Annotated in this window: 14 protein-coding genes; 10 read left to right on the top strand and 4 right to left on the bottom strand. The window is 37.9% G+C overall.

Translation table 11 applies throughout. The features are described from left to right. Positions 1–30: 30 nt before the first annotated feature. The 3 genes from aqpZ to DU508_RS02660 all read right to left on the bottom strand — a co-directional run bounded on the left by aqpZ (position 31) and on the right by DU508_RS02660 (position 2360). Complete coding sequence (aqpZ, locus tag DU508_RS02670; protein WP_115401294.1) at positions 31–738, bottom strand: aquaporin Z; 708 nt, start codon at positions 736–738, stop codon at positions 31–33. Between the two features lie 294 nt (positions 739–1032). After that, the gene (locus DU508_RS02665; RefSeq protein ID WP_115401293.1) at positions 1033–1869 is read right to left on the bottom strand and encodes an MBL fold metallo-hydrolase; all 837 of its coding nucleotides are present in this window, start codon (positions 1867–1869) and stop codon (positions 1033–1035) included. A gap of 47 nt (positions 1870–1916) precedes the next feature. Continuing rightward, positions 1917–2360, bottom strand: coding sequence for a MarR family winged helix-turn-helix transcriptional regulator (locus DU508_RS02660; RefSeq protein ID WP_115401292.1), 444 nt, complete (start codon positions 2358–2360; stop codon positions 1917–1919). 169 nt (positions 2361–2529) lie between these two features. Between DU508_RS02660 and DU508_RS02655 the strand changes: the two genes are divergently transcribed. After that, on the top strand, positions 2530–3759 hold the full coding sequence (locus DU508_RS02655; RefSeq protein WP_115401291.1) for an MFS transporter: 1230 nt from the start codon (positions 2530–2532) through the stop codon (positions 3757–3759). Here the strand turns inward: DU508_RS02655 and DU508_RS02650 are convergent. Then, positions 3756–4772, bottom strand: a complete 1017-nt coding sequence (locus tag DU508_RS02650; RefSeq protein WP_115401290.1) for a LacI family DNA-binding transcriptional regulator — start codon at positions 4770–4772, stop codon at positions 3756–3758. The genes DU508_RS02655 and DU508_RS02650 overlap by 4 nt on opposite strands. A 469-nt stretch (positions 4773–5241) precedes the next feature. Here DU508_RS02650 and DU508_RS02645 point away from each other — a divergent pair, with 469 nt between their 5' ends. The 9 genes from DU508_RS02645 (at position 5242) to DU508_RS02605 (ending at position 25600) form a co-directional block, all read left to right on the top strand. After that, positions 5242–8421: a SusC/RagA family TonB-linked outer membrane protein gene (locus DU508_RS02645; protein WP_115401289.1), complete on the top strand. Its 3180-nt coding sequence runs from the start codon at positions 5242–5244 to the stop codon at positions 8419–8421. A 4-nt stretch (positions 8422–8425) separates the two neighbouring features. Continuing rightward, positions 8426–10138, top strand: a complete 1713-nt coding sequence (locus tag DU508_RS02640; protein WP_115401798.1) for a RagB/SusD family nutrient uptake outer membrane protein — start codon at positions 8426–8428, stop codon at positions 10136–10138. A 35-nt stretch (positions 10139–10173) separates the two neighbouring features. Continuing rightward, a complete protein-coding gene (locus DU508_RS02635; RefSeq protein WP_147273580.1) occupies positions 10174–13251 on the top strand; it encodes a SusC/RagA family TonB-linked outer membrane protein in 3078 nt (1025 codons plus the stop codon). A gap of 11 nt (positions 13252–13262) precedes the next feature. After that, positions 13263–14984 carry a RagB/SusD family nutrient uptake outer membrane protein gene (locus DU508_RS02630; protein WP_115401797.1) on the top strand — a complete coding sequence of 574 codons (1722 nt, stop codon included), beginning with the start codon at positions 13263–13265 and terminating at the stop codon, positions 14982–14984. Between the two features lie 107 nt (positions 14985–15091). Next, a complete protein-coding gene (locus DU508_RS02625; protein ID WP_115401287.1) occupies positions 15092–16921 on the top strand; it encodes a glycoside hydrolase family 2 protein in 1830 nt (609 codons plus the stop codon). A gap of 1 nt (position 16922) precedes the next feature. After that, the gene (locus tag DU508_RS02620) at positions 16923–18008 is read left to right on the top strand and encodes an endo-1,4-beta-xylanase (RefSeq protein ID WP_115401286.1); all 1086 of its coding nucleotides are present in this window, start codon (positions 16923–16925) and stop codon (positions 18006–18008) included. Positions 18009–18021: 13 nt separating this feature from the next. Then, positions 18022–20244 carry a glycoside hydrolase family 3 N-terminal domain-containing protein gene (locus DU508_RS02615; protein ID WP_115401285.1) on the top strand — a complete coding sequence of 741 codons (2223 nt, stop codon included), beginning with the start codon at positions 18022–18024 and terminating at the stop codon, positions 20242–20244. A gap of 246 nt (positions 20245–20490) precedes the next feature. Further along, positions 20491–23133 carry a glycoside hydrolase family 2 TIM barrel-domain containing protein gene (locus DU508_RS02610; protein WP_158542117.1) on the top strand — a complete coding sequence of 881 codons (2643 nt, stop codon included), beginning with the start codon at positions 20491–20493 and terminating at the stop codon, positions 23131–23133. Positions 23134–23137: 4 nt separating this feature from the next. Then, positions 23138–25600 carry a glycoside hydrolase family 2 TIM barrel-domain containing protein gene (locus DU508_RS02605; RefSeq protein WP_115401283.1) on the top strand — a complete coding sequence of 821 codons (2463 nt, stop codon included), beginning with the start codon at positions 23138–23140 and terminating at the stop codon, positions 25598–25600.

Here is a 25600-nt window from a genome sequence, read left to right as displayed (position 1 = left end):
CCTAACCTCTAAACCATACACTCACCTCGCTTAGTTTTTCTCCAAAATGGTTTTCCAGGCTACCGCGCTTAATATGGCTCCAGCTATCGGTGCTGCAACAAACATCCAAACTTGTTCCAGTGCTTCTCCGCCTGCTAATAATGCGGGGCCAATGCTACGCGCCGGATTTACTGATACTCCGGTAATTTTAATGCCAACGATGTGAATTAAAACCAGCGAAAGTCCAATGGCTAAACCGGCGAAACCTCCATTAATGTTTTTTGTAGAAGTTGCGCCGAAAATAACCAAAAGGAAAATGAATGTAAAAACAGCTTCTGCAATAAAGGCTGCAGTAGCATTGTATTCTGCCAGATAATCGGCTCCCCAACCATTTGAGCCCAAGGCCCAGGGTTCCATTTCGAAATTTGCTTGATTGCTCACGATTAAATAAAGTAATGCCGCTCCCGCAATACCTCCTAATATTTGTGCCACTATATAATAAGCTGCTTCACCGGCTTTCATTCTGCCTGCCACAACCATTCCAATTGAAATTGCAGGATTAATATGACAACCGGAAATATGTCCTATTGCATAAGCCATCGCGACAACTGATAAACCGAAGGCAAAAGAAATGCCTAGCAAACCTACACCCGTTGTGCCGTCTGCACCCGCAATTACAGCGCTGCCACAACCCATTAAAACTAATACTAAAGTGCCAAGAAATTCGGCACTGAATTTTGAGAATTTACTCGTTTCCATGTTATTTTTATTTAAAAGATTTTAAAAAAAACAACAATAGGGGGAGATTTAAATCAAATGTAGTAGAAAAATCGCAATATTAAAATTCTTAAATAATTAAGAATTCGATTTTTTTAACAAATTTTTTGGCAAGAGAAAGGGGCTTAAATCCTTAAGCCCCCAATAAACCAAACAAACTATTTATGAAGTATATAAATAACCAATACTTCAAAAAAAAGTTTTGAGAAAATACATTTATTCGTTTTCGTAGAATGGCAGATTATGAAAATGACCGAACTTTATTGAATTATCCGATTAAAAGAGAAGGAGTTGATCTGGTTGATATAATTCAGGATTAAAATGATAAGACGATTTATTCTCTTCATTTTTACCAATGTAAAACACTTCTGTTTCTTCATATCTGGAAGCCACCTTAACGAAGGTTTTGCCTGCCACACTTTTAAAAATACGCTCCACCAAATCCGGATCGTTATTATCTTTAGATAAATGGCTGAGCAAAAGATGGCTCATATAAGCAGGCTTATGGTTTCGGAACAATTCTAAAGCCTGTGCATTGCTCAAATGGCCATGACCACTGGTTATCCTTCTCTTCAAAAAATAAGGATAACTTCCATTCGCCAGCATTTCTGGGCAATAATTGGCTTCTAAAAAAGCTGCATGGCAAGTTTTAAACTCATTGATTAATCTATCGCAAACAGAACCAATATCTGTAAAAACACCAACCCTTACGCTATCACATTCAATGGTAAAGCTATAAGGATCTGCCGCGTCATGAAATTTGGAAAAAGCAGAAATATTTAAATTTCCAATTTGAAATTTTTGTAAATGAGAAATTGAAAAAGTATTGTTCTCGTTTAATAATAGTTTGCTGCTTTTTAAAGTAGGTGTGCTAATATAAACAGGGAGTTTATGTTTTTTGGCAAAAACACTTAATCCTTTTATATGATCGCTATGTTCATGAGAAATAAAAATGGCTTTGATTTTTTGAAGTGACAAACCAAGTCGGTTTATTCGAAATTCTACTTCTTTGCATGTTAAACCCACATCAACCAAAATGGCTTCATCATCGTTACCAACATAGTAACAATTGCCATTGCTTCCTGAATTTATTGAAGTAAAATATAATGCCATTTTCTGTGGCGCAAGATACGGGTTATTTGCTTACAGATAAAGGTAAATTATACTTTCGTTCCGTTGTGTTCAACCAACCTGGAAAGTAATGGTAAAAAGGCTTGTATTAATGTAATCTCTTCAGATGAAAATATTTTTTCCATTGTTTGCACAAGCCATTCTTCTTTTACTTTTCTGCTGGCAATAATATGTTTTTCTCCAAGTTTGGTTAAACTGATAAATACTTTTCGCTTATCTTCTTTACTGGGATACCTTTCTACGCATTTTGCATCAAACAAACGGTTAATAATTTGTGAAATGGCTTGTTTTGATACCCGCTCCATTTCGGCCAGTTCCGTTGACAACATTTTACCATGTTGCTCTAAAAGCGACATAGTCAGCAGTTCGGCATTGCTAAATTCAGAACTCACGTTCTGCTTGCGAAGCTGTCTTGTTAGGCGGGTAACTGTACTCCGTAATTTTGCGGCAATTTCTTGTGTTTGCGTAGGCATTATATAGTAAATAAACTTTACAAATATAGTTTTAATATATATAAAAAATGCGAAGTTGCCTACTGATTTAATTTGTTTTATGGTTTTAATATGATAAAAAAACAGGTTATCTGCTTTATTGAGTCAGGATAAATCATTACTTTTGTAAAGTTACTTTACTATTTTATACATGAGTATTTTTCGTTCATTAAGACATTATAATTACAGGTTATTTTTTACAGGACAAGCTATTTCTTTAGTTGGCACATGGATGCAACGAGTGGCGGTTAGTTGGCTGGTTTATCGTTTAACAGGTTCTGCGTTTCTTTTAGGTCTGATCACTTTTCTAAGTTTAATCCCATCTTTAATTTTGGCTCCATATGCCGGGAGTTATGTGGATAGACATAACAAATACAAGATCTTAATCATTACACAAGTCATTTTGATGTTGCAAGCCGGAGCATTAGCCATCATGATTTGGTTTAAAGTGTATGATATGTTTTGGATTGCAGCACTGTCATTAGTTCAGGGTTTGGTAAATGCCTTTGATGTAACGGCAAGGCAATCGCTAATGGTTAATTTAATTGATGATAAAGAAGATTTGCCAAATGCAATTGCGCTCAATTCATCGGTTTTTAATGCAGCAAGGTTAGTTGGTCCGGCTTTGGCAGGCGTAATTTTAAGCACCCTTGGCGAAGATATTTGTTTCCTTATTAATTTTGTCAGTTTTATAGCAGTACTTGGCTGTATGATCATGATGAAGTTAAAGCTTACCAAGCAAGTTAAATCAAAAGAAAATATTTGGTTTGATCTCAAAAAAGGATATGATTATTTAAAGGCTTCGCCAGATTTGGCCTCTATGGTGTTAATGATGGCAGGATCGAGTTTGTTGGTTATTCCTTTTACAACTCTGCTGCCTGTTTTTGCAAAAGATATTTTCAATGGAGATGCTACCACTTTTAGCTGGTTTGAAAGTGCAGCAGGTTTTGGTGCTTTTTTCGGTGCAATTTATATGGCCACATTGAAAGCTAATCAAAATCTACAAAAAATCGTAATTTTTTCCGGTATTTTACTTTCTGCATCGGTGGTGGCTCTGGCAATCTCGCCAACATTGATTATGGCGTTAATCTGTACAGGTTTAGCAGCTTTAGGATTAATGGCGCAAAACTCTTCTATAAACACTTATCTGCAAACCCATGCCGAAGATACCATGCGTGGCAGAACGTTAAGCTATTACATAATGGCCTACCAGGGAGTGTTGCCAATTGGAAGTTTGCTTATGGGCTATTTGGCACATCAGTTTGGTACGCAATCAGTGGTTGCTTTTGAAGGCGTTGCAGGTTTACTCATTGTTGGTGCTTTCGTTTATAATGAAAAGCATCGAAATGATATTAAACATAATGCAATTTCTTTAAGCTAATGAATCACTAGCTTACAATCTACCATTACCTTTTGATAATCCTGAATTCCGATTTCTTTATTGATTAATTGAAGCAGCAGCTTGATTGCATTTTCTCCAACAGATTCTGGATTTTCTTCAACTGACGCAATTGGGGGAGAATCCAGGTAGCTAATGAAAGAAGTGTTCCCAAATCCAATACATTCAATTTCTTCAAAATTAGGATGATTTGATGATCTCAGATACTTAATGGCATCAAATAATATCGGCTCTTTAAAAGCTACCAGGGCGGTTGGCATATTCTCAGGATTTGCGAACAGGTTCTTTATCGCTGAAACCGTATTTTCCTGATCAAAATCTGTATAAGCAACAAGTTCAGCAGAAAATGGCACATTATTGTCTTTTAATGCATTAATATAGCCGTTAAAGCGATCATGGGTAAAATTGATCATTTTTGGTCCTCCTAAATAAGCGATCTTTTTATGCCCCCTGTCAATTAAGAATTTCGTTGCCTGATAACATCCCTGAAAGGTATTCCCTAAAACTTTATGACAGTTTAAATTAAAACTTGGGTTTCTGGTATAATAAACAACCGGAGTGCCCATATTCTCAAACTGATCAAGATGGGCAAAATCTTGTGTGTTTTTAGAAATAGCTACAATTAAACCATCAACACGGCTTCTTAAAAGCATGTTGGCAGACTGGATTTCTTTTTGCAAATCATCATGAGATTGACTAATGATAACATTGTACCCATTTTTAGTGGCAAATTGTTCCACTCCATAAATACTTCTTGTAAAAAAGTGATCCAGCAGGTTAGGTAAGATAATACCAATAATCCGCGATTTTTTTTCCTTTAAATTAATGGCAGATTTATTCGGCGTGAAATGTAAATCACGAGCCATTTCCTGAACACGTTTCTTGGTATACTCGTTTATGGTTGGGTAGTTATTTAATGCTTTAGATACTGTTGATACTGACATCTTTAACTTTTCAGCCAAGAACTTTAATGTAACCGGGGTATTATTCGTCATCTTTTCCAATCTCAATGCATAGATAAGAAAAATTTTGCAATTATTTCAAACGTTTGAAATATGGTTAGAGTGTGTTTTATGGCGTTTTAAGCTATTTAAAAACGCTTTTATGTGTTTTCCTTTTCTAAATTCGTTACCGCTAACACTAACTAACCAAATAAATACGATGAAATCATTACTCAATCACCAGCATTCGGAAACAGCATTCAAAAAAATGTTCGGACATGTACAAAAAGTCAGGTCGTTTTTTATATCTGTAATACTACTTCCCGATGACAAAATCATACAATTTTAGAGGTCATTTATTTAAATAAACAAGCCTTTATTTCTTAAGACCTCAAATTTATTGAGGAGCAAAATCATACAAAATCTTTGAAAATTTAAAGTGGGTTTAATCACCGTAAATTATTCAAAGCAATGTAAGTGCACATTAAATTTCAAACAAACAGATTTAATATTTATAACAATTATGGATAGACTTTACATTTTGAAGCGGGTTTTGCCATTTGCAATGTTCGAAAGCATTCAGCGATCAAAAATCCTATATTCATTTACTTTTCTTTTACTTGTTGCCTGCTCTTTTTCTGCTTTTGCGCAGTCAACCGTAACAGGAACAGTTAAGGATAACAAAGGAGTAACTTTACCAGGCGTGAGTGTTCGGGTTAAAGGCACTTCGGTAGGTGCTGTAACGGATAACGATGGGAAATTCTCGATTAAGGCATCAGACAATGCTACATTAACATTTACTTACATTGGTTATACCAACAAAGAAGTGGCGGTAAATGGCAAAAGCACATTAACGATCATTCTGGAAGATAATTCCCAGGGATTGGATGAAGTAGTGGTAGTTGGTTATGGTGCTCAAAAGAAATCAACTTTAACTGGTGCTGTGGCCCAAATAGGTGCTGAGGAGATCATGAAATCGCCAACCCCAAACCCAACCAATAGTTTAGTGGGCAGGCTTCCTGGTTTATTAGCTGTGCAAACCAGTGGGCAGCCAGGAGCAGATGGTGCTTCTTTAAAGGTAAGAGGGGTTGCAACTTATGGTGTGAACAATTCAGCAATTGTGGTGGTTGATGGAGTAGAGCGACCAAGTTTTTCAGATGTTGATGCCAATGAGATCGAAACCATTACGATACTAAAAGATGCAGCCTCAACGGCAATTTATGGTATTCGTGGTGCAAATGGTATTATTGTAATTACCACAAAACAAGGTAAAATTGGTGCACCAAAAGTAACTTATACTGGTAATTACGCATTGCAAACTTATACAGGGCTTGCGGTTGGTTCACCAGCTTTAGAAAATGCTACACTATTAAATCAATCTTACATTAATGATGGTAAGCCGCCTTATTTTACCGATGCTGAATTACAGAAATTTAAAGATGGCTCTGATCCCATTGGCTATCCGGATGTACAGTGGTTTGATTTTTTAACAAGAAAATATTATTCCCAAACTCAGCATAATGTTAATATTAATGGTGGTACCAGAGTTGCAAAATATTTTGTTTCTGCCGGTTATGCTTTTCAGGATGGTATTTTTAAGAAATTTGAATCTCCATATGGCATCAATACTGTTCCAAACTACAATCGTTATAATTTCCGTTCAAACGTAGATTTAACTTTAAATAAAGATTTTACGGTAGGTATTAAATTAGGTGGTCGTTTTGCTAATAGATATCAACCATCAGGATTAAGATCATCATCAGTATTTTCTTACGATACAATAGAAGGGATGATTTCCCGTATTCTCCAGGTTCCGGCTTATGCATATCCGGTAACATTACCTGATGGTAGAATTACGGCAAACCCAAATATTGGTACCAATATCTGGAATCCTTATGCCGTGCTAACCCGGTTTGGAACACGTAACGATGATAATAATACCATAGAAAGTACATTCAACTTAAACTATAAACTGGATTTCATTACCAAAGGATTAGGATTTAAAACGGTTTTTGGTTATGATTCATATTACAATAATATTGAAAGAAGAAATGCCAACTGGGCTGCTTACGTGTATAATCCGGCAACTGGTCAGGCTACTTTATCAACCGATACCCGTAACCGTGATGAACCTTTAGGAGCTGTTCAGGATGGCGGTGTTACAGAAGGTAGTACAAATATGAACCTGCAGGTGGGATTTGATTACAATCGCAGCTTTGGAAATCATAATGTTAGTGGATTATTTTTAGGAACAAGGCAATTGATTAAATCGACAGGTAATACTGCATTTACCGCACCTCCAAGGGCATCTCAAGGTATTGCAAGTCGTGCAACATATAATTACAATGAGCGTTATTTCGCAGAATTCAATGCTTCCTATAATGGTTCAGAGAACTTCAACTCGGGTTTACGTTATGGTTTTTTCCCGGCGGTTTCTGCGGGCTGGACATTAACCAATGAGCCTTTCTGGAAAAAGAACGATGTGTTAACTTATTTTAAGCTTAGGGGAAGTTACGGTTTAGTAGGTAATGACAGAATTTCTCAGGATCGTTTCTTATTCTTAACCAATTACTCTACAAATGCTTCTGGAAGTGCCCAGGCGGCACCTTTCGGTAATCCATTATCAATTACCAGTTACCCAACACTTTGGATCAGTGACCCTCAGTTTTTTGGGGCAAGTATTAATGCACTAGGAAATGATCAGGTAACCTGGGAAACCGGAACGAAAAGAAATATTGGCTTTGAAGCCCGATTACTAAAAGATAATTTAAAAGTTACGGTTGATTTGTTTGATGAAACACGTAGAGATATTTTAACTCCATCATTAAGTGGCCTGGCTTTATTTGGTCATACCTATCCAAATTTAAATAAGGGAATTGTATATAATAAGGGTTATGAGATTGAGCTGGATTATCAAAAACAAATTGGAAGCGTGACACTAGGTTTAAACACGCAATTAAGTTTTGCCAGAAATAAAATTTTAGAAAACGATGAACCTGATGGTTTACCATTTTCTGCTGCAAGAAAAGGAACCAGAGTGGGGCAGTTTTTCGGATATAAAAGTGACGGGTTTTTCCAATCTGTCGCAGATATTGCTGCATCGCCAAAATTGCAAGGCTATAGCCCAATTCCTGGTGATTTAAAGTTTAAGGATTTAGATGGCGATGGTGTAATTACCAGTTTAGATCAGGATGCTATCGGATATTCCAATACGCCGGAATATGTTTACAGCTTCAGTCCTAGAATCATATATAAAGGATTTACGCTTTCTGCACTATTTCAAGGTGTGGCAAATGTAAGTTCAAATGTGATTTTAAATGAGCAGAACAATGGTCAGCAAATGTATCCTTTCATGACGGAGGCCTGGACACCGGCAAATGCAGCCAATGCAACCTGGCCGGCATTACACGCAAGGGGAACAGCATCATTAAACTATGCTTTGAATGATTTCACGCTTCAAAACTCCGCGTATTTGAAAATCAGAAATGTCGAATTAGCCTGGAACTTACCAAAGAGATGGTCATCTGCAGTTAAACTAAGCAATGTTAGGCTCTTTTTACAAGGACAAAACCTCTACACATGGACTAAATACAGGTTCTATGTAGATCCTGAAAATGTGAACACCATTAATACGGCTTTCCCGTTACAGGCACTTTACCCTAGTTCTAAGATTTACAATTTTGGTTTAAATGTTCAATTCTAAGAAAATGAAAAACTATAAGATATTTACCGCAATCATTTTGTTAACGCTGTTCTCCGTATCCTGCAAAAAGGATTATTTGGAAAGAACGCCAGGTGTTGCCATCAGTGAGGATGAGATTTTTGCAGATCCTGCGCTGGCCGCAAGATTTGCAGATAATGCATATAATTATGTAATTACAAAGTATGTTCGCTTTAACGACCATCGTGGCTGCACAGCTCAGGCTTCGGATGAGGCCGTTTCCGGAAACTCTGAAGGATCGGTTACTTCCCTTAACAGAGGCTTATATCACGATCATTCTAACGGACCATCATTAAATGATATTTATGGTGTATGGCGTTTAATGTACGCAGGAATTGCTGTTCATAATAAAATGCTGGCCAGAATTGGCGAGGTTCCGCCATCTCCAAATGCAACAGTTCCAATTTTTGATGCCAAACGTGTGGAAGGCGAAATGCGTTTTTTACGGGCTTTATCATATTTCGAACTCACTAAAAGATTTGGTGGTGTTCCGATTGTAGATAGAGTTTATGGCGTAAACGAAGATATTAACCTTCCAAGAAGTTCATTTGCCCAGGTGACCCAGTTTATTCTTAGCGATTTAGATATTGCAATTACCAAATTAGGTAATGATGCTGATTACAGCGCTTCAAATTATGGCCGTCCAACAATTGGCGCTGCCCAGGCTTTAAAAGCCCGTGTTTTGTTGTATGCTGCCAGTCCTTTGAACAATCCAACAAACGACAAAACAAAATGGCAGGCAGCAGCAGATGCTGCAAAGATTTTAATGGATGGAAGATATCAATTGCAGGCCTCTTATGGAGATTTATTAAATGTTCCTTCATCTCCCGAGTATATCATGATCAGAATTAAAGGCAATACACCTTTGGCAGGCGAAATGATGCAGGATTTTTCTATGTCGCCAGGTTCTGGTGGAGCGCAGGGACAAATGAATCCTACACAAAACCATGTTGACATGTATGAAATGGCGAATGGAAAACCCATTACCGATCCTACCTCTGGTTACGACCCGCAAAAACCTTATGAAGGAAGAGAGCCACGTTTCTACGATAATATTATTTATAATGACAGGCCTTGGCAAGGTGGTAAAATTGAAATGTGGTCTACTTTAGATGCACAAGGTAGAACGCTTTATGGCAAGGATTATAACCCAACTATTACCTATACAGCTACCCGCTATTACTGTAAAAAATACTGGCCGGAAGTTTATAGAACGGTTGGAGGAAGCACAACATTATTAAATTATATCTATTTCCGTTATGGTGAAATGATGTTAAACTATGCTGAAGCACAAAACGAAGCCGTTGGTCCGGATCAAACAGTTTACAATCAACTCATTGAAATTCGTAAACGTGCCGGAATACAACCTGGAGCAGATAATCTTTACGGTTTAAAAGCCAGCATGACCCAAACCGAAATGCGTGCAGCAATCAGACATGAACGTGCTATAGAATTGGCTTTCGAAGATCATCGCTGGTATGATATCATGCGTTGGAAAATAGGATCAGAAACAATTGCAGTGCCCATGAAAGGTATGGATGTAGTGAAGCAATCAAACGGAAGTTTTACCTACACACCAATTGTTTTGAGTGCCACTTTCCAAAAAACCTGGACAGAAGCACAAAACCTTTATCCGATCCCTAGAAATGAGATTTATAAGAGTAAGGGTGTATTAACACAAAATCCAGGTTGGGAATAATCAGTTTTTCTTATACGCTTAAAGATTTATTCAATATGAAATTTATAAAATCAAAATATATAGTTTGTCTCTTACTCTTATGGGCTTCCATGCTCCACGTTTACGGACAACAGAAGCCTGATGAAAGTTTAACAGTTAAGGGGAAAGTTTTAGATCAAAACAATCAACCTTTGCCAGGAGTGGCTATTTCTATTCAGGAAGATAAAACGAACAAATCTGTATCAACTGCCGCTGATGGTACTTTCTCCATTGATGCAACAACCAGTGATGTTTTGGTATTTCAATACGCAGGGTACAGAACTTTGCTTAAACCAGCAGGGGAGGCAAATAATAACGATATAAAACTCATCAAGGCTTTAATTTATGCTGGTGATGATGATAATGTTTATATCCCTTTTGGAGTAAGAAAGAAAAGAGAGGTTACGGCAACGATCAGTACAATCAAAGCCGATGATCTTCCTCAAATTCCTTCTTCCTCATTAACCAATGTATTTACAGGTCGGTTACCTGGATTAGCCATTTATCCAAGCGGTTCTCAGCAGCCTGGTTATGATGTGTCTAGCTTTCTGGTTAGAGGTCGTTCTTCCTATAACAGTAATCAGGAACCGCTCATTTTGGTTGATGGTATTGAACGGAGTTTTAGTGCGATGGATTTAGGTGAAATTGAGAGTGTAAGTGTTCTAAAAGATGCTGCAACTTTAGCCTGGTATGGAATGTATGGCGCAAACGGGGTAATTTATGTGAAAACCAAACGTGGTAGTGCTACTTCAACCAAGGTAACGGTAGATGCTCAGGCAGGTTTGCAGGCACCTTTGGCCATTGCATCCCCTCTCGATTCCTATGGTTATGCAACACTTTATAACGAAGCATCTGTAAATAGTGGTGGTGCAGCAGTTTACAGCCCTGCAGCATTGCAAGCTTATCAGGATGGTTCAGATCCGATTAAATATCCGAACAATAATTTTGTTAGAGATTTTACTAAAAAAGTTGCTCCAACTCAACGCTATGTGGCATCGGTAACCGGTGGAAATGCTTTTATCAAATACTATACCTTATTGAGTGCTTATCAGCAAGGTGGTTTTTACAAAGGTGGCCACAATGACACTTACGATGCCAATACTAATTTTACCCGATATAATTTAAGAACCAACCTTGATTTGCATGTAAATAAAAATCTTGATGTGGCTTTGGATATTGGTGGAAGGATTACCAACTTAACTTTTCCAAATGCTGGTACGGCTAATTTCCTGAACACCGTTTATTCAACGCCTGCCAATGCGTTTCCAATTTTGAATCCTAACGGATCTTATGGCGGAACATCAATTTTCACTGCAAGCAATCCTTTAGCAATGTTAGAGGCTGGTGGCGCCAGTACAGATTTATTGCGGAATATGATCGCAACAATCAGTGCTAAACAAAAAATGGATGGTATTTTAAAAGGCTTATCAGCTGAGGTTTTTTATGCTTATGATATTGCAGGTTTATATCGTTCGGGCTTTAGCCAGGCATATTCTACTTCAGAATTAAGTTCAACAGGTTCTTATGCTACTTATGGAACGGCGGCTAAAGTAAACTATCAGGGTAACTCGTTCTCTGGAAACATTAGGAAGAGCGAGTTTTGGGCTGGTTTTGATTATAACCGAACCTTTGGAAAACATGATGTCAAATTCAGTACAAGGGTTTCCAGAGCAAACTTTTCATCTTTCGGAAATTTAGATGTAAGAAGAGAAGGCTGGTCTAACCGTTTATCTTATAATTTCATCCAACGTTATTTTATAGATTTAACAGGATCATATGTAGGATCAGAAAATTTTGCTCCAGGCTCCAGATATGGATTTTTTCCGGCAGCTTCTGCCGGATGGATCATCTCTGATGAGAATTTCATGAAAGGATCAACAGGTTTTCTTGACTTCCTGAAAATCAGAGGATCGTATGGTTTGGTAGGTAATGATGCGATTGGATCGGCAAGAAGATTTGCTTACAATGATTTCTTTAGCAGAAGTACAACCGGGTATAACTTTGGTACATCTTACACAGGTGTTAGTGGTACTGGTCAACTGGCATTGGCAAATCCATACTTAACCTGGGAAAAAGCTTATAAAACCAGTGTTGGTTTTGATGCTAAAATGTTTAAACAGTCATTGTCAATCAGTGCCGATTATTTCCATGAATATAGAAAAGACTTAACAACGGGTTCTTTGCTGCCAAGTTTACTGGGGCAAAGTTTGATTTACGTAAACGAAGGTGCGGCTAAATATGAAGGTTTTGAAGCCGGAATCAACTACAGTAAAAAAATTGGTCAGGTAAGCCTTAATGTTTTTGGAAACTTTACATACAACATCAGTGAAATTCTTGCAATAAACGAAGCCGCTAACTTACCTGCTTATCAAAAATCGATTGGACATCCTATTTCGAGTGTTATTTCGCCTGCTGCAACAGCTAATACAGCTGCAGGTTATATCAGCAGTATGTTAATTTCAGATGGTATATTCCAAAGTCAGGCTCAAATTGATGCATCGCCAAAACAAATCTTTTCAAGAGATGTAAAACCTGGAGATATTAAATATGTAGATCAAAATGGAGATGGAATCATTAACGATTTAGATCGGGTAAGAACTGATTTCAACTTTGTACCTAAAGCATATTTCGGTTTCGGTTCATCTGTTGGCTTTAAAAATTTCGACATCAACTTCCTGTTCCAGGGAACAAGTGGCAGATCGATTACCATTCAGCAGTTGGTTAACGCAGGAAATGCAAATAATGGCTATTTGAATCAATTCAGTGTTGATAGATGGACACCGAGCAATCCAGGTGCTCCATATCCTCGATTACTACTATCAGATAGAGGCAATAATACAGTAAACTCCGATTTCTGGATTCGTTCAGGTGATTATATCAGATTAAAAAATGTTGAGTTAGGTTATTCGCTACCTTCTTCTTTCACTAAAAAATTGAAAATAGGGCAATTGCGATTTTATGCAGGAGGCTTAAACTTGTTAACGTTTGATAAACTCGGAGATCTTAATATCGACCCTGAATTGCCTGAATCTGGTTTTAATTCATCATATCCCTATATGAAAATATATTCATTCGGTATGAACTTGAAATTTTAATGGATAAGAAAATGAAAAAAAATATATTCTATTTAATCCTTGCCATTGTTGCTTTACAATTTGCAGGATGTAAAAAAGATGGCTTCTTACAAGATGGATCGTTTAGTGGGGGTAATGATATTACTCAGGCACAACTCTGGGCCAATCCTGATTATGCCAGAAACTTTTTGAACAACGTTTATTCAGAACTTTCTGATCGCTACAATGTAGATAATGCCGGGGCATTATTCGCATCAGGTTCTGATGAAGCCGTTAATTCAAACCTAAACTCCAATGTAAATATTTTGAACAACGGCACCTGGGGCCCAGCAAGAACATTTGATGACGTTTACGCCAGTTTATACGTTGGTATTCGCAAAGCCAATATGTTTTTGGAAAATATAGATGGAAGCGCAGTTATTCCATTAGATGAAGTTTTACCTGCAAACGTAGCTGCCAATCAAACTTATGCCGCTCAGGTGAATCGTTTGAAAGGACAGGCTTATTTTTTAAGAGCATTTTTTCAATTCGAATTGCTTAAACGTTATGGCAGTTTTGTGATTGTTACCAGAACGTTAACGGTTGATGATAATTTAGATTTACCGCGAAATACATTTGATCAATGTGTGGCACAAATATCTGCCGATTGTGAAGATGCAATTTCACGATTACCATTGTCTCCAACAGAATGGAATGTTTCAAACAGAGGCAGAGCCACACAAACTGCTGCCATGGCATTAAAAGCAAGATTATTGTTGTACGCAGCAAGCCCGCAATACAATCCATCAGGAGATGTTACCAAATGGCAGGCAGCAGCAGATGCAGCAAAAAGATTAATGGATACGAATAAGCATAACATTTATTCTTCTTATCCAAATATCTGGCTATGGAATGCCGGTGCTTATAACGTGGAGACTATTTTTGCAACCTCAACACTTAATACCAATACCATTGAGGTTAATAATGCACCTATTAGTTATGATGCTGCAAACGGACGAACCAATCCAACTCAGGAATTGGTTGATGCTTTTGAGATGAGAACCACAGGGAGGCCAATTACCGATCCTTCATCAGGTTACAATGCAAGTAACCCATATGACGGCCGCGATCCTCGTTTAAACTTCGCCATCATTTACAACGGACAAACCTTTAAAGGTAGGCCTGTTGAAACTTTTGTTGGAGGTAGAGATGGTTTGAATTTAAATGTTAATGCAACCAAAACAGGATATTATCTACGTAAATATTTAAGTGAAGGCGCATCCTGGGCAGGAACAACAACCAATATTCGTCGTCCCTGGATATTTTTCAGATACGCTGAAGTGTTGCTAAATTATGCTGAAGCGCTTAATGAAGCTCAGGGCGCAACTGCACAAACTGAAATTTTAAGAGTGTTAAACCTGATTAGAAATAGAACAGGTGTTCAAATGCCACCTTTGCAAACCACTAATGCATCAGCTGCAGGTTATGTTGCTCCAACACAAGTGGAGTTAAGAAAAAGAATTCGCAATGAACGCAGGGTGGAGTTATGTTTTGAAGAACATCGCTTTTATGATGTTCGCAGGTGGAAAGAAGGCGAGCAAACCTTTAATAAACCCGTTACCGGAATGAGGATTACGCAAGTATCGGCAAACAACTTTACCTATACACCATTTACAGTAGAAAACAGAGTTTTTACAGCACAAAATTATTTATATCCAATTTCTCAAAACGAATTAAACAGAGCACCTGCGTTAGGACAAAACCCTGGCTATTAATCATAAACTAAATTTTGCTCAAATTTAGTCGGACGGCGGCAACGCCGTCCGTTAATTAATTGTTAGTTTTGAAAAGATCAATTAATTAATATATTAAAACACAAGTTATGCTAAAATCAACCTATAGAATTCTTTTAATCTGCTTATTGCTTTTTACGTCAATCAGTTACGCTCAGGTTGCTTCTATACAAAATATTCAAGCTCGTAAAATCCAAAGTTTAAATGGAAAATGGAATTATATTATAGATCCTTACGAGAATGGATATTATGATTACAGGCATGATCCATTTGATAAATCAAAAACCGGTACAGGAGGCTACTTTGACGATAAGATTCAAAAGGATAAATCAGAATTGATTGAGTATGACTTTGACCATTCTCCACAAATGAACGTTCCGGGCGACTGGAATTCTCAATCTGAAAGACTAGAGTTTTATGAAGGAAATATCTGGTTGCGCAAAAAGTTTGATGCTAAACCTGAAAAAGGAAAAAAATACTTTATTTATTTCGGTGCGGTAAACTATGAGGCTCATGTTTATCTGAACGGTAAAAAATTAGGTATTCACAAAGGCGGTTTTACTCCATTTCAGTTTGATGTAACCAATAACTTAAAAGTTGGAGAAAATTCTATCGTGCTAAAAGTTGATAATATTCGCAAGCAGGATGAAATTCCAACAGTAAATACCGATTGGTGGAATTACGGCGGCATTACCCGCGATGTTTATTTAGCGGAATTTCCAGATCATTTTATAAGTGATTACAAATTGCAACTCGTTAAAGGCAACAACAATTTACTGAATTTTTCAGTGAAGCTGGCAGATGCAACGGCAGGACAGGAAGTAACGCTTTCAATACCTGAACTGAAGCTTGAAAAAAAATATAAAACAGATGCTGAAGGAAAAATAGCTGATGAGTTTACCTGGAATAATTTAAATCTCTGGTCGCCGGAAAATCCGAAACTTTATGGTGTAACAATCAGGAGCGATAAAGAAAACATCAGCGATAAAATTGGTTTCAGAACCATCGAAGTAAAGGGCGATAGTATCCTTTTGAATAATAAATCGGTTTTTTTAAGAGGAATTTCCCTTCATGATGAAAACCCGCTTCTGGCCGGTCGTTTACGTTCTGAAGGTGATATGCGTATGATGTTGCAGTGGGCAAAAGACATGAACTGTAATTATGTTCGTTTGGCGCATTATCCACACAATGAAGAAATGATTCGTTTGGCCGATGAAATGGGACTATTGGTTTGGGCCGAAGTTCCTGTTTACTGGACCATCAGCTGGACTAACCCCTCAACCTATGCAAATGCCAAGCAACAACTTACTGATTTAATTTTAAGAGATAAAAACAGGGCAAGTGTTATTGTATGGTCAATTGGAAATGAAACACCATTAAGTGATGCCCGCCTGAGTTTCATGAGTAATTTAGCAGAAACCGCCCGTTCTCTGGATGATAGCCGGTTAATAGCGGCAGCATTAGAAGTTCATCGCGAAGGAAATTCAATTATTTTAAATGATCCGCTGGGAGAGAAGATTGATTTAGTGAGCTTTAATGAATATGCCGGGTGGTATTGGGGTGGAACGCCTTCAGAAATCACAAAGTATAGTTTCAATATTAAGTATACCAAACCTGTTGTAATAACTGAATTTGGTGGCGATGCTTTAGGTGGTTTCCATGCTGATGAAAATACACGATGGAGCGAAGAATATCAGGAAGCATTATATAAAAACCAAATTACCATGTTAAGCAAAATCAGTGCTTTACGTGGAATGACACCATGGATCCTTGCCGATTTCAGGTCGCCAAGAAGGCAACACCCCATTTATCAGAATTTTTGGAACCGTAAAGGATTGATCAGCGAAACAGGCAAAAAGAAAAAAGCTTATTATGTGCTGAAAGATTTTTACGATCAGATGCAGGTCAAATACAAATAAGATGATAAGATTAAAGAGTGTTAGTATGATTTCGAAATTGATCATTTCGGTATCATTTTTAAGCATATCGTGCGCTAAATACAAAAGCACAACCATTGATGCTGTTCCTGTTCTTCCAACAGTTGAAACTACATTGCAAGGCAATATGCCTTTCCCAATGGGTGCTGCGGTTAATGTTAGTTTACTGAAAAACAATATTAACTATCGAAATCTTGTTACAAAGGAGTTTAACAGCATAACGGCAGAAAACGCAATGAAATTTGCTTCACTCCATCCATCAAAAGATACTTATACCTGGAGTGATGCAGATTATTTAGTTGATTTTGCCATTGCAAATGGAAAACGTGTTCACGGACATACTTTAAACTGGTATAAATCATTGCCTGATTGGGTAGAAAATTTTCAAGGCACAACCGCCGAATGGGAAAATTTATTGAAAACTCACATACAAACAGTAGTTGGGCATTTTAAAGGTAAAGTGGTTTCCTGGGATGTTGTAAATGAGGCTATTAATGACGATGGAAGCTTTAGGAATACTATTTGGGTACAAAAACTGGGTGTTGACTATATTGGTAGAGCATTTCAGTACGCTCATCAGGCCGACCCTAATGCCTTACTTTTTTACAACGATTATGGTCATGAATTTGGACCAACCAAAAGGACAGCCATTTTAAATTTAGTAAACGATTTAAAAAGCAAAGGCATTCCTATTGATGGAATTGGTTTACAAATGCACATAAGAGTAACCCAAAATGATGCTAATTTAACTGCGGCAATTTCCACTGCTGCCGCTACAGGATTAAGGGTTCATATCTCTGAAATTGATATTGCTTTAAATCCTGATAATATTCAGAACATGACTTACACAGCAGCAATGGGTGACCAACAAGCCGCAAAATATAAAACGATTGTAAAGGCTTACCACGCCATTTCAAAAGCACAACAATTTGGCATTACCCAATGGAATGTCACTGACTCAGATAGCTGGATTCCATCGACCTATAACCGCCCGGACTGGCCATTGCCTTTTGATGCATTGTATCAAAAGAAAGCAGCTTATCAGGGAATTTTAGATGGTGTAAAATAGAAAATATATAAACATGAGAAGATACCTACCATTAGCCTTAATTTTAGTGTTACCTTTTTCTTCTGCTCTGGCGCAGGATAAAAAAATTGAAAAGAAGGTAGATTCAGTTTTAAAACTGATGACTTTGGATGAAAAAATTGGTCAGTTAAATCAATATACAGGTGACAGGGATGCAACGGGGCCTATTACCAATAATCCAAATAAACTAAAAGATATCAGAGATGGTAAATTAGGCTCAATGCTTAACGTTCGTGGCGCTAAAGAAACCCGCGAAGTTCAGGAAGTTGCGATGCAATCGCGAATGAAAATTCCTTTGATTTTTGGTTTAGATGTTATTCACGGTTATCGCGTTACTTTTCCAATTCCATTAGCTGAAGCTGCAAGCTGGGATTTAGAAGCGATGGAGAATGGTGCACGCGTTGCGGCCAGAGAAACTGCTGCATCTGGTGTACACTGGACATTTGCACCAATGGTGGATATAGCCCGCGATCCACGCTGGGGTAGAGTAATGGAAGGTGCCGGAGAGGATACGTACCTGGGTTCGAAAATTGCTTTTGCGCGTGTAAAAGGTTTTCAGGGCAAAGGTTTAGGCAATCTTGATGCTATTATGGCTTGTGCTAAACACTTTGCTGCTTATGGAGCAGCCATTGCAGGTAGAGATTATAATGCTGTTGATATGAGTGAACATACTTTATGGGAAACTTATCTTCCGCCATTTAAAGCTGCTGTTGATGCTGGTGCAGCTACTTTTATGAACTCTTTTAACACTTTAAATGGCATTCCGGCCACAGGAAGTTCTTATTTACAACGCGATATTTTAAAAGGCCAATGGAAATACACTGGCTTTGTAGTGAGCGATTGGGGCTCAATTGGTGAAATGATTGCACATGGTTATGCAAAAGACAAAGCAGAAGCTGCTGAATTAGCCATTAAGGCGGGTAGCGACATGGATATGGAAAGCAGGAGTTATTTACCAGGCTTAGCTAAATTGGTGGCCGATAAAAAAGTATCTGTTTCTCTAATTGATGATGCTGTCCGCAGAATTCTTCGCAAGAAATTTGAATTGGGTTTATTCGATGATCCTTATCGTTTCAGTAACGAAGCCCGCCAGGAAAAGGAATTAAATGCTCCTGAAAACAGAAAGGCGGCTTTATCTATGGCTGAGAAAAGCATTGTGCTTTTAAAAAATGAAAATCAGATTTTACCCTTATCAAAAAGTCTGAAAAAAATTGCAGTGATTGGTCCGCTGGGTAAATCTGAAAAAGATATGCAAGGATTTTGGTCAATTGCCTGGGAGAACGATAAACTGGTTTCGCTTTATGAGGGATTAAAAAATAAAGTAGGAGATAAGACCGAATTGCTTTATGCAAAGGGCTGTGAAATTTCCGATTCCTCTAAAACAGGTTTTGCTGAAGCTGTTCAGGTTGCAAAACAAGCTGATGTAATTGTAATGGCCGTTGGCGAAACATTGGATATGAGTGGAGAAGCAAAAAGCAGAGCTAATATTCATATTCCCGGTGTTCAGGAAGATTTAATCAAAGCTATTCAGGCCACAGGAAAACCTGTTGTGGTGTTGGTAATGGCCGGCCGGCCGTTAATTTTCAACTGGACAGCAGATCACGTTCCTGCAATTATGTACACCTGGTGGTTAGGTAGCGAAGCTGGTAATGCAATGGCTAATGTTTTATTCGGTGATTACAACCCAGGCGGAAAATTACCCATGACTTTTCCCAGAGATGAAGGGCAGATTCCTTTGTATTACAATTACCTGAGCACAGGTCGTCCTGCCAAAAATGATAAAGACACACGTTATCGTTCTGCGTATCTGGATATGCCTAACAGCCCGAAATTTGCATTTGGTTATGGGTTAAGCTACACTACATTCGATTATTCAGGCTTAACATTAAGTAAAACGCAAATTACTGCAAATGATAAAATTTCAGTGAGTTTTACGCTGAAAAACACAGGGAAATATGCTGGTGAAGAAGTTGTTCAATTGTATTTGCAGGATAAGTTTGCTTCGGTGGTCCGGCCTGTAAAAGAGCTTAAAGACTTTCAAAAAGTAATGTTGAAGGCGGGAGAGAGCAAAACCATCAATTTTACTATAGATAAAGAAAAGCTCTCGTTTTACAATCAACAATTAAAATGGGTAGCCGAAGCAGGAGATTTTAAACTGATGATTGGAACAGCATCAAACGACATTAAGCTGGAAAAAGATTTTACATTGGTTAATTAAGAAAGATTTGTTCGCAAGAATGGATGTTTAACTGAACGGCATTTCAGGACAGAAAGGCGTGATGCATAGAACATATACTATGAACGGTCGTCATCCCCAATTTAATTGGGGCCCTAAATGCGTTGGCTTTGCGTACGCCTTTGGATGATGCTATAAGGAGCTGAACTGATTACTTAGTAGCTTACAGGGCAGCATAACGATAAGATGAAAAGACTGGCAAAATTATTTGCAATAAAAAAGAAACAAATGTTAAAAGCGAAATCAATTTTATTTATACTATTCTTTACCATATCAGGTTTGAATAGTTTTGCGCAAGATGCTGGTCGAAAAGCCATTAGTTTAAACGATCAATGGGAATTTCAAAAAGAAAACGGTTCTGTTGAGCAGGTTAATATTCCCCATACCTGGAATAACAAAGATGTTTTAGATGATACACCGGGTTATTATCGCGGTTTGGGAATATACAAAAGAAAATTAAAGCTGGATGAATCGGCAAAGGATAAAGATATTTTTCTGGTATTTAATGGAATAGCTCAGGAATCTGAAGTGCTAGTGAATGGTAAATCTGCTGGTAAACACATCGGAAGTTATGCAAAATTCATTGTTCCGATAAAACAATTCCTGAACTACACTAATGACGTTATTGAGGTTAGGGCCAATAATCGTTTCAATGAAGATATCCCGCCATTAACTGCCGATTTTACCTTTTTCGGCGGAATGTACCGTAATGTTACTTTATTAATAACCAATTCAGTTCACTTTTCTCAACATGAAAATGGAAGTTCCGGGGTGTTTATTACTACTCCACAAGTTTCGGCTGAAACAGCTGATGTTAACATCAACAGTTACATTGAAAACACTTCAACACTAGCCAGGAAATTACAAATCAATACCACAATATTTAATTCAAAAGGCGAGGAGGTTGCCTCTCAAACTGCTACCCTTAGTTTAAATAAAGGCGAAAAAAAGTCTGTTAGTCAGAATGTTAAATCGATTAAAAAACCAGAATTATGGTCGCCGGAAAACCCGTATCTGTATCGCGTTGTTACAAAAATTATCGATTCTAAAACAAAGGTTGTTGTTGATCAGGTTTCCAGTCCACTCGGTTTTCGTTGGTTTAAATTCGATGCAGATAAAGGATTTTTCCTGAATGGTAAATCTGTTAAATTAATTGGTGCAAGCCGGCACCAGGATTATGAAAACCTGGGGAATGCAACCCCCGATGCTTTGCAGATTAAAGATGTAGAATGGCTTAAAGCAATGGGTGGAAACTTCTTAAGAGTGGCGCATTACCCACAAGATCCATTAATTTTAGAAGCTTGTGATCGTTTAGGGATTCTGGCGTCAGTAGAAATTCCGGTTGTAAATACCATTACGGAAACCGAGGCATTTACCAACAACTGTCTGAATATGCAAACGGAGATGATCAAACAAAATTTTAATCATCCGAGCATTATCATTTGGGCATATATGAATGAAATTTTACTGAGGTTGAAGTTTTCAAACGATAAGCCTCGGCAACAAATTTACTTTGACCATGTTCGTGAACTGGCTCAAAAGTTAGATTCATTAACGAGAAGGTTAGATCCATCTCGATATACATTATTGGTTAATCATGGTGCCTGGGATATTTACAACAAAGTAGGTTTAACCAAAATCCCGATGATAGTAGGCTGGAATTTGTATTCCGGATGGTATTCCGGCGTTCCTGCAGATTTTGCTAAGTTCTTAGATCGCCATCATAAAGAACTACCCAATACGCCATTTATGGTAACGGAATATGGAGCAGATGCTGATCCGAGAATCAGATCTTTTGCACCAATTCGTTTCGACAAGAGTATTGAATACGCCTTACAATTTCATCAGGTTTATTTAAATGCCATGCTGAACAGGCCTTTTGTTGCGGGCGGAATGGCCTGGAATCTGGCTGATTTCAATTCAGAAACCCGTGAGGAAACCATGCCGCATATCAATAATAAAGGGTTGTTAACCATTGGCCGTCAACCTAAAGATACTTACTTCCTTTATCAGGCTTATTTATCTGGAAAACCGTATTTGAAAATAACATCTGCACAATGGAAAGATCGGACAGGAATTGCAGATTCGGGAGCACTCGCAAGCACACAACCTGTACAAGTGGCCACTAATTTAAAATCAGCTGAATTGTTTTTAAATGGAAAAAGCTTAGGGACTAAAGAAGCAGTCGATCACATTATAGACTGGAATGTACCATTTATCAATGGCCTAAATCAGTTGAGAGTGGTTTCCGGTGATCAGAATGATCAGGCTGATATCAATTTCCAGCTACAGCCTTTTAAGTTTACAGATTCGAAAATTGCTTTTACCAACATGAACGTGCTTTTAGGTTCCAAACGTTTCTATATCGATGAAAAAGAACATCAGTTATGGATGCCTGATCAACCTTACAGAGTCGGTTCATGGGGTTGGATAGGTGGCGAGCCTTACAAAGGAACCAATAACCGGATCATGTATGGTAGCGATAAAAATATTTTGGGTACGGATAATGATCCAATTTACCAAACACAGCAAGTTGGTATTAAGCAATTTAAGTTCGATGTTCCGGATGGGGAATATGAACTTGCATTACACTTTGCGGAACTGGTTGGTGGCGAATCGAAAGAGGCATTGGCTTATAATTTAGATAATAACCACAAAAAAGAAGCAGAAGAAAAGAGAGTTTTTAGTGTTTCAATAAATGGCTCTTCTTTCATGAATCAGGTAAACCTTGCCGCCGATTTTGGTTACACAACTGCCGTACAAAAGAAAACAAGAATTACAGTTCAAAATGGAAAAGGGATTGTTATCGATTTTAATTCCATTGAAGGCAAAGCCGTTTTAAATGCAATTCAATTAAGAAAAGTGTACTAATCAAATGTTAAATAAAACGAAATATATAATCTTTACAATCTTTCTGATTACAAGTCAGTTATCTTTTGCACAACAATCAATCCGACTAAACGGTGATTGGGAGTTTTTGAAACAAGATTTAGGTGGAATTTGGGAGGCTGTTCGTCCGGTTGGGTTAGGTAATCCTGAATCTGTTCCACTATGGCAAAACGTGAATTTGCCACATTGTGTAAACGCAGAAGATGCTGTTGACCCTGATGTGAATTATTACCAGGGACCATCCTGGTATCGCACACAATTAAAAATTGAAAATCCTTATCAAAAAGGAAGAACGATTTTGCATTTCGAAGGTGCGGGGCAAAAAACCGATGTGTATGTTTATACAACCAAGGTTGGCTCGCATGTGGGCGGCTACGATGAATGGACAGTTGACATTACCGATGCAGTTGCAGCATTTCAAAAAACTGAAGTCTATCAAAAACAGTTTAAAGGTAAAGTGCCTGTTTCCATCCGTACCGATAATTCCAGAGATCTGGAGATGATTCCATCCGACCTTTCTGATTTTAATGTTTACGGAGGAATTTATCGCTATCTTAATTTAGTTTACGTACCTGCACTTTCTGTTGATAAAATGTTTGCTAAAGCAGAAGTTGATGCACAGGGAAAGCTAGGTAAATTATCTGTTAAAGCAAGATTTTACAATCCAGCTGGCGTAAATGATGCCCGGGTTCAGTTTAAACTTATTGATCCTGCAGGCAGGGTGGTTTCCAAAGGCGAGAAGCGCTTGAATAATCTTACTGCTGACATTGAATTGTGGAACCTGGAAGTTAAGAAACCCCAATTATGGTCAACTGATCACCCATTGCAGTATCGCTTGCAATATGAAGTGATTTCTCCAACGGGAAATTATAATGGAGAAGAAAAAATTGGTTTCAGGCATATTGAGTTTGTAGAGAAAGGCCCATTCAATTTAAATGGAAAACGTTTGTTGTTACGTGGCACGCATCGCCATGAAGATCATGCTGGTGTTGAAGCCGCAATGACAGAAGACATGATTCGGACCGAAATGCAAATGATGAAAGATATGGGCGTAAACTTTATTCGCTTGGGGCATTATCAGCAATCCCGCATTGTTTTAAACCTTTGTGATAGTTTGGGCATTCTGGTGTGGGAAGAAATTCCATGGTGCCGTGGTGGTTTAGGTGGCGATGTTTACAAGCAACAAGCTCGCAGAATGCTGACAAACATGATTGAGCAACATTATAATCATCCATCTATTATCATTTGGGGATTAGGAAATGAAAATGATTGGCCGGGAGATTTTCCAGCGTTCGATAAAGAGAAAATCAGAGCATTTATGAAAGAATTAAATGATCTTTCCCATCAAATGGATGCTGCTCGTTATACCGCCATCAGGCGTTGCGATTTTTGTGCAGATATCGTTGATGTGTATTCTCCTTCTATCTGGGCGGGTTGGTATCGTGGTGCTTATACCGATTACAAAAAAGCATCGGAAGACGAATTTTCAAAAGTGAAGCGCTTTTTACACGTAGAGTGGGGTGGCGATAGCCACGCCATGCGTCATTCAGAAAATCCGGATAAAGCGCTAAGCAAAATTAAAACAGGTGGAAGTGCTGATGAAAGAGCGGGCGATGCCTCACTTTATGGAGGTGCAGCCAGAATATCAAAAGATGGCGATTGGAGCGAATCTTATATTACAAACCTGATCGATTGGCATTTAAAAGAACAAGAAAGTATGCCTTGGTTAAGTGGAACGGCTTATTGGCCTTTTAAAGATTTTTCAACACCTGTTCGCCCTGATAATCCCGTGCCTTACATGAACCAAAAAGGTGTAATTGAAAGAGATTTTACCAGAAAAGAAGCCTACTATGTATTTCAATCTTACTGGACAGAAAAACCAATGGCTCATATTTACGGTCATACCTGGCCAGTGCGTTGGGGCGAAGAAGGAGAAGAGAAGATGGTAAAGGTTTATTCGAATGCTACGGAAGCAGAAATTTTCCTGAATGGAAAAAGTTTTGGTTCGAAGAAAAGAAATAGTCAGGATTACCCTGCAGCAGGATTGCGTTGGAATTTTCCGTTTGTTAAAGGCGAAAACACGGTAAAAGTGATCGCTAAAAAAGGAAAAGAAATTGCTACCGATGAAATCAAATTCAATTATCAAATAGAAAAATGGACAAAGCCTGTTGAAATGACTTTAACAAAGGTAGATCAGCAAGGCGATGTTGCCACGGTTGAAATCAGGCTTTTTGACAATAAAGGTGTTCAGTGTTTAGATGCTGTGAACTGGATTAATTTTGGTTTAACCGGAGATGGTAAAATGATTGATAATCAAGGTACTTCTTCAGGATCCAGAAAAGTACAGGCATATAACGGAAGAGCCATTATTAAAGTCAGGTTAAACAAAGGAAAAAGCATCATCTCAGGTTCTTCAGAGGGTTTAAAAACAATTTTTATGGAGTTATAA

Origin of the sequence: Pedobacter chinensis (assembly GCF_003339865.1) — a bacterium.
GTDB lineage: Bacteria > Bacteroidota > Bacteroidia > Sphingobacteriales > Sphingobacteriaceae > Pedobacter > Pedobacter chinensis.
Note: the sequence above shows the minus strand (reverse complement) of the source record. Positions and strands in the feature narration are given on the sequence as shown.

Coding starts and splice junctions, on each gene's coding strand:
- DU508_RS02620 (WP_115401286.1), top strand. CDS start 16,923: ATGATAAGATTAAAGAGTGTTAGTATGATTTCGAAATTGATCATTTCG.
- DU508_RS02640 (WP_115401798.1), top strand. CDS start 8,426: ATGAAAAACTATAAGATATTTACCGCAATCATTTTGTTAACGCTGTTC.
- DU508_RS02660 (WP_115401292.1), bottom strand. CDS start 2,360: ATGCCTACGCAAACACAAGAAATTGCCGCAAAATTACGGAGTACAGTT.
- DU508_RS02635 (WP_147273580.1), top strand. CDS start 10,174: ATGAAATTTATAAAATCAAAATATATAGTTTGTCTCTTACTCTTATGG.
- DU508_RS02650 (WP_115401290.1), bottom strand. CDS start 4,772: ATGACGAATAATACCCCGGTTACATTAAAGTTCTTGGCTGAAAAGTTA.
- DU508_RS02630 (WP_115401797.1), top strand. CDS start 13,263: ATGAAAAAAAATATATTCTATTTAATCCTTGCCATTGTTGCTTTACAA.
- DU508_RS02605 (WP_115401283.1), top strand. CDS start 23,138: ATGTTAAATAAAACGAAATATATAATCTTTACAATCTTTCTGATTACA.
- DU508_RS02645 (WP_115401289.1), top strand. CDS start 5,242: ATGGATAGACTTTACATTTTGAAGCGGGTTTTGCCATTTGCAATGTTC.
- DU508_RS02615 (WP_115401285.1), top strand. CDS start 18,022: ATGAGAAGATACCTACCATTAGCCTTAATTTTAGTGTTACCTTTTTCT.
- DU508_RS02655 (WP_115401291.1), top strand. CDS start 2,530: ATGAGTATTTTTCGTTCATTAAGACATTATAATTACAGGTTATTTTTT.
- DU508_RS02665 (WP_115401293.1), bottom strand. CDS start 1,869: ATGGCATTATATTTTACTTCAATAAATTCAGGAAGCAATGGCAATTGT.
- DU508_RS02625 (WP_115401287.1), top strand. CDS start 15,092: ATGCTAAAATCAACCTATAGAATTCTTTTAATCTGCTTATTGCTTTTT.
- aqpZ (WP_115401294.1), bottom strand. CDS start 738: ATGGAAACGAGTAAATTCTCAAAATTCAGTGCCGAATTTCTTGGCACT.
- DU508_RS02610 (WP_158542117.1), top strand. CDS start 20,491: ATGTTAAAAGCGAAATCAATTTTATTTATACTATTCTTTACCATATCA.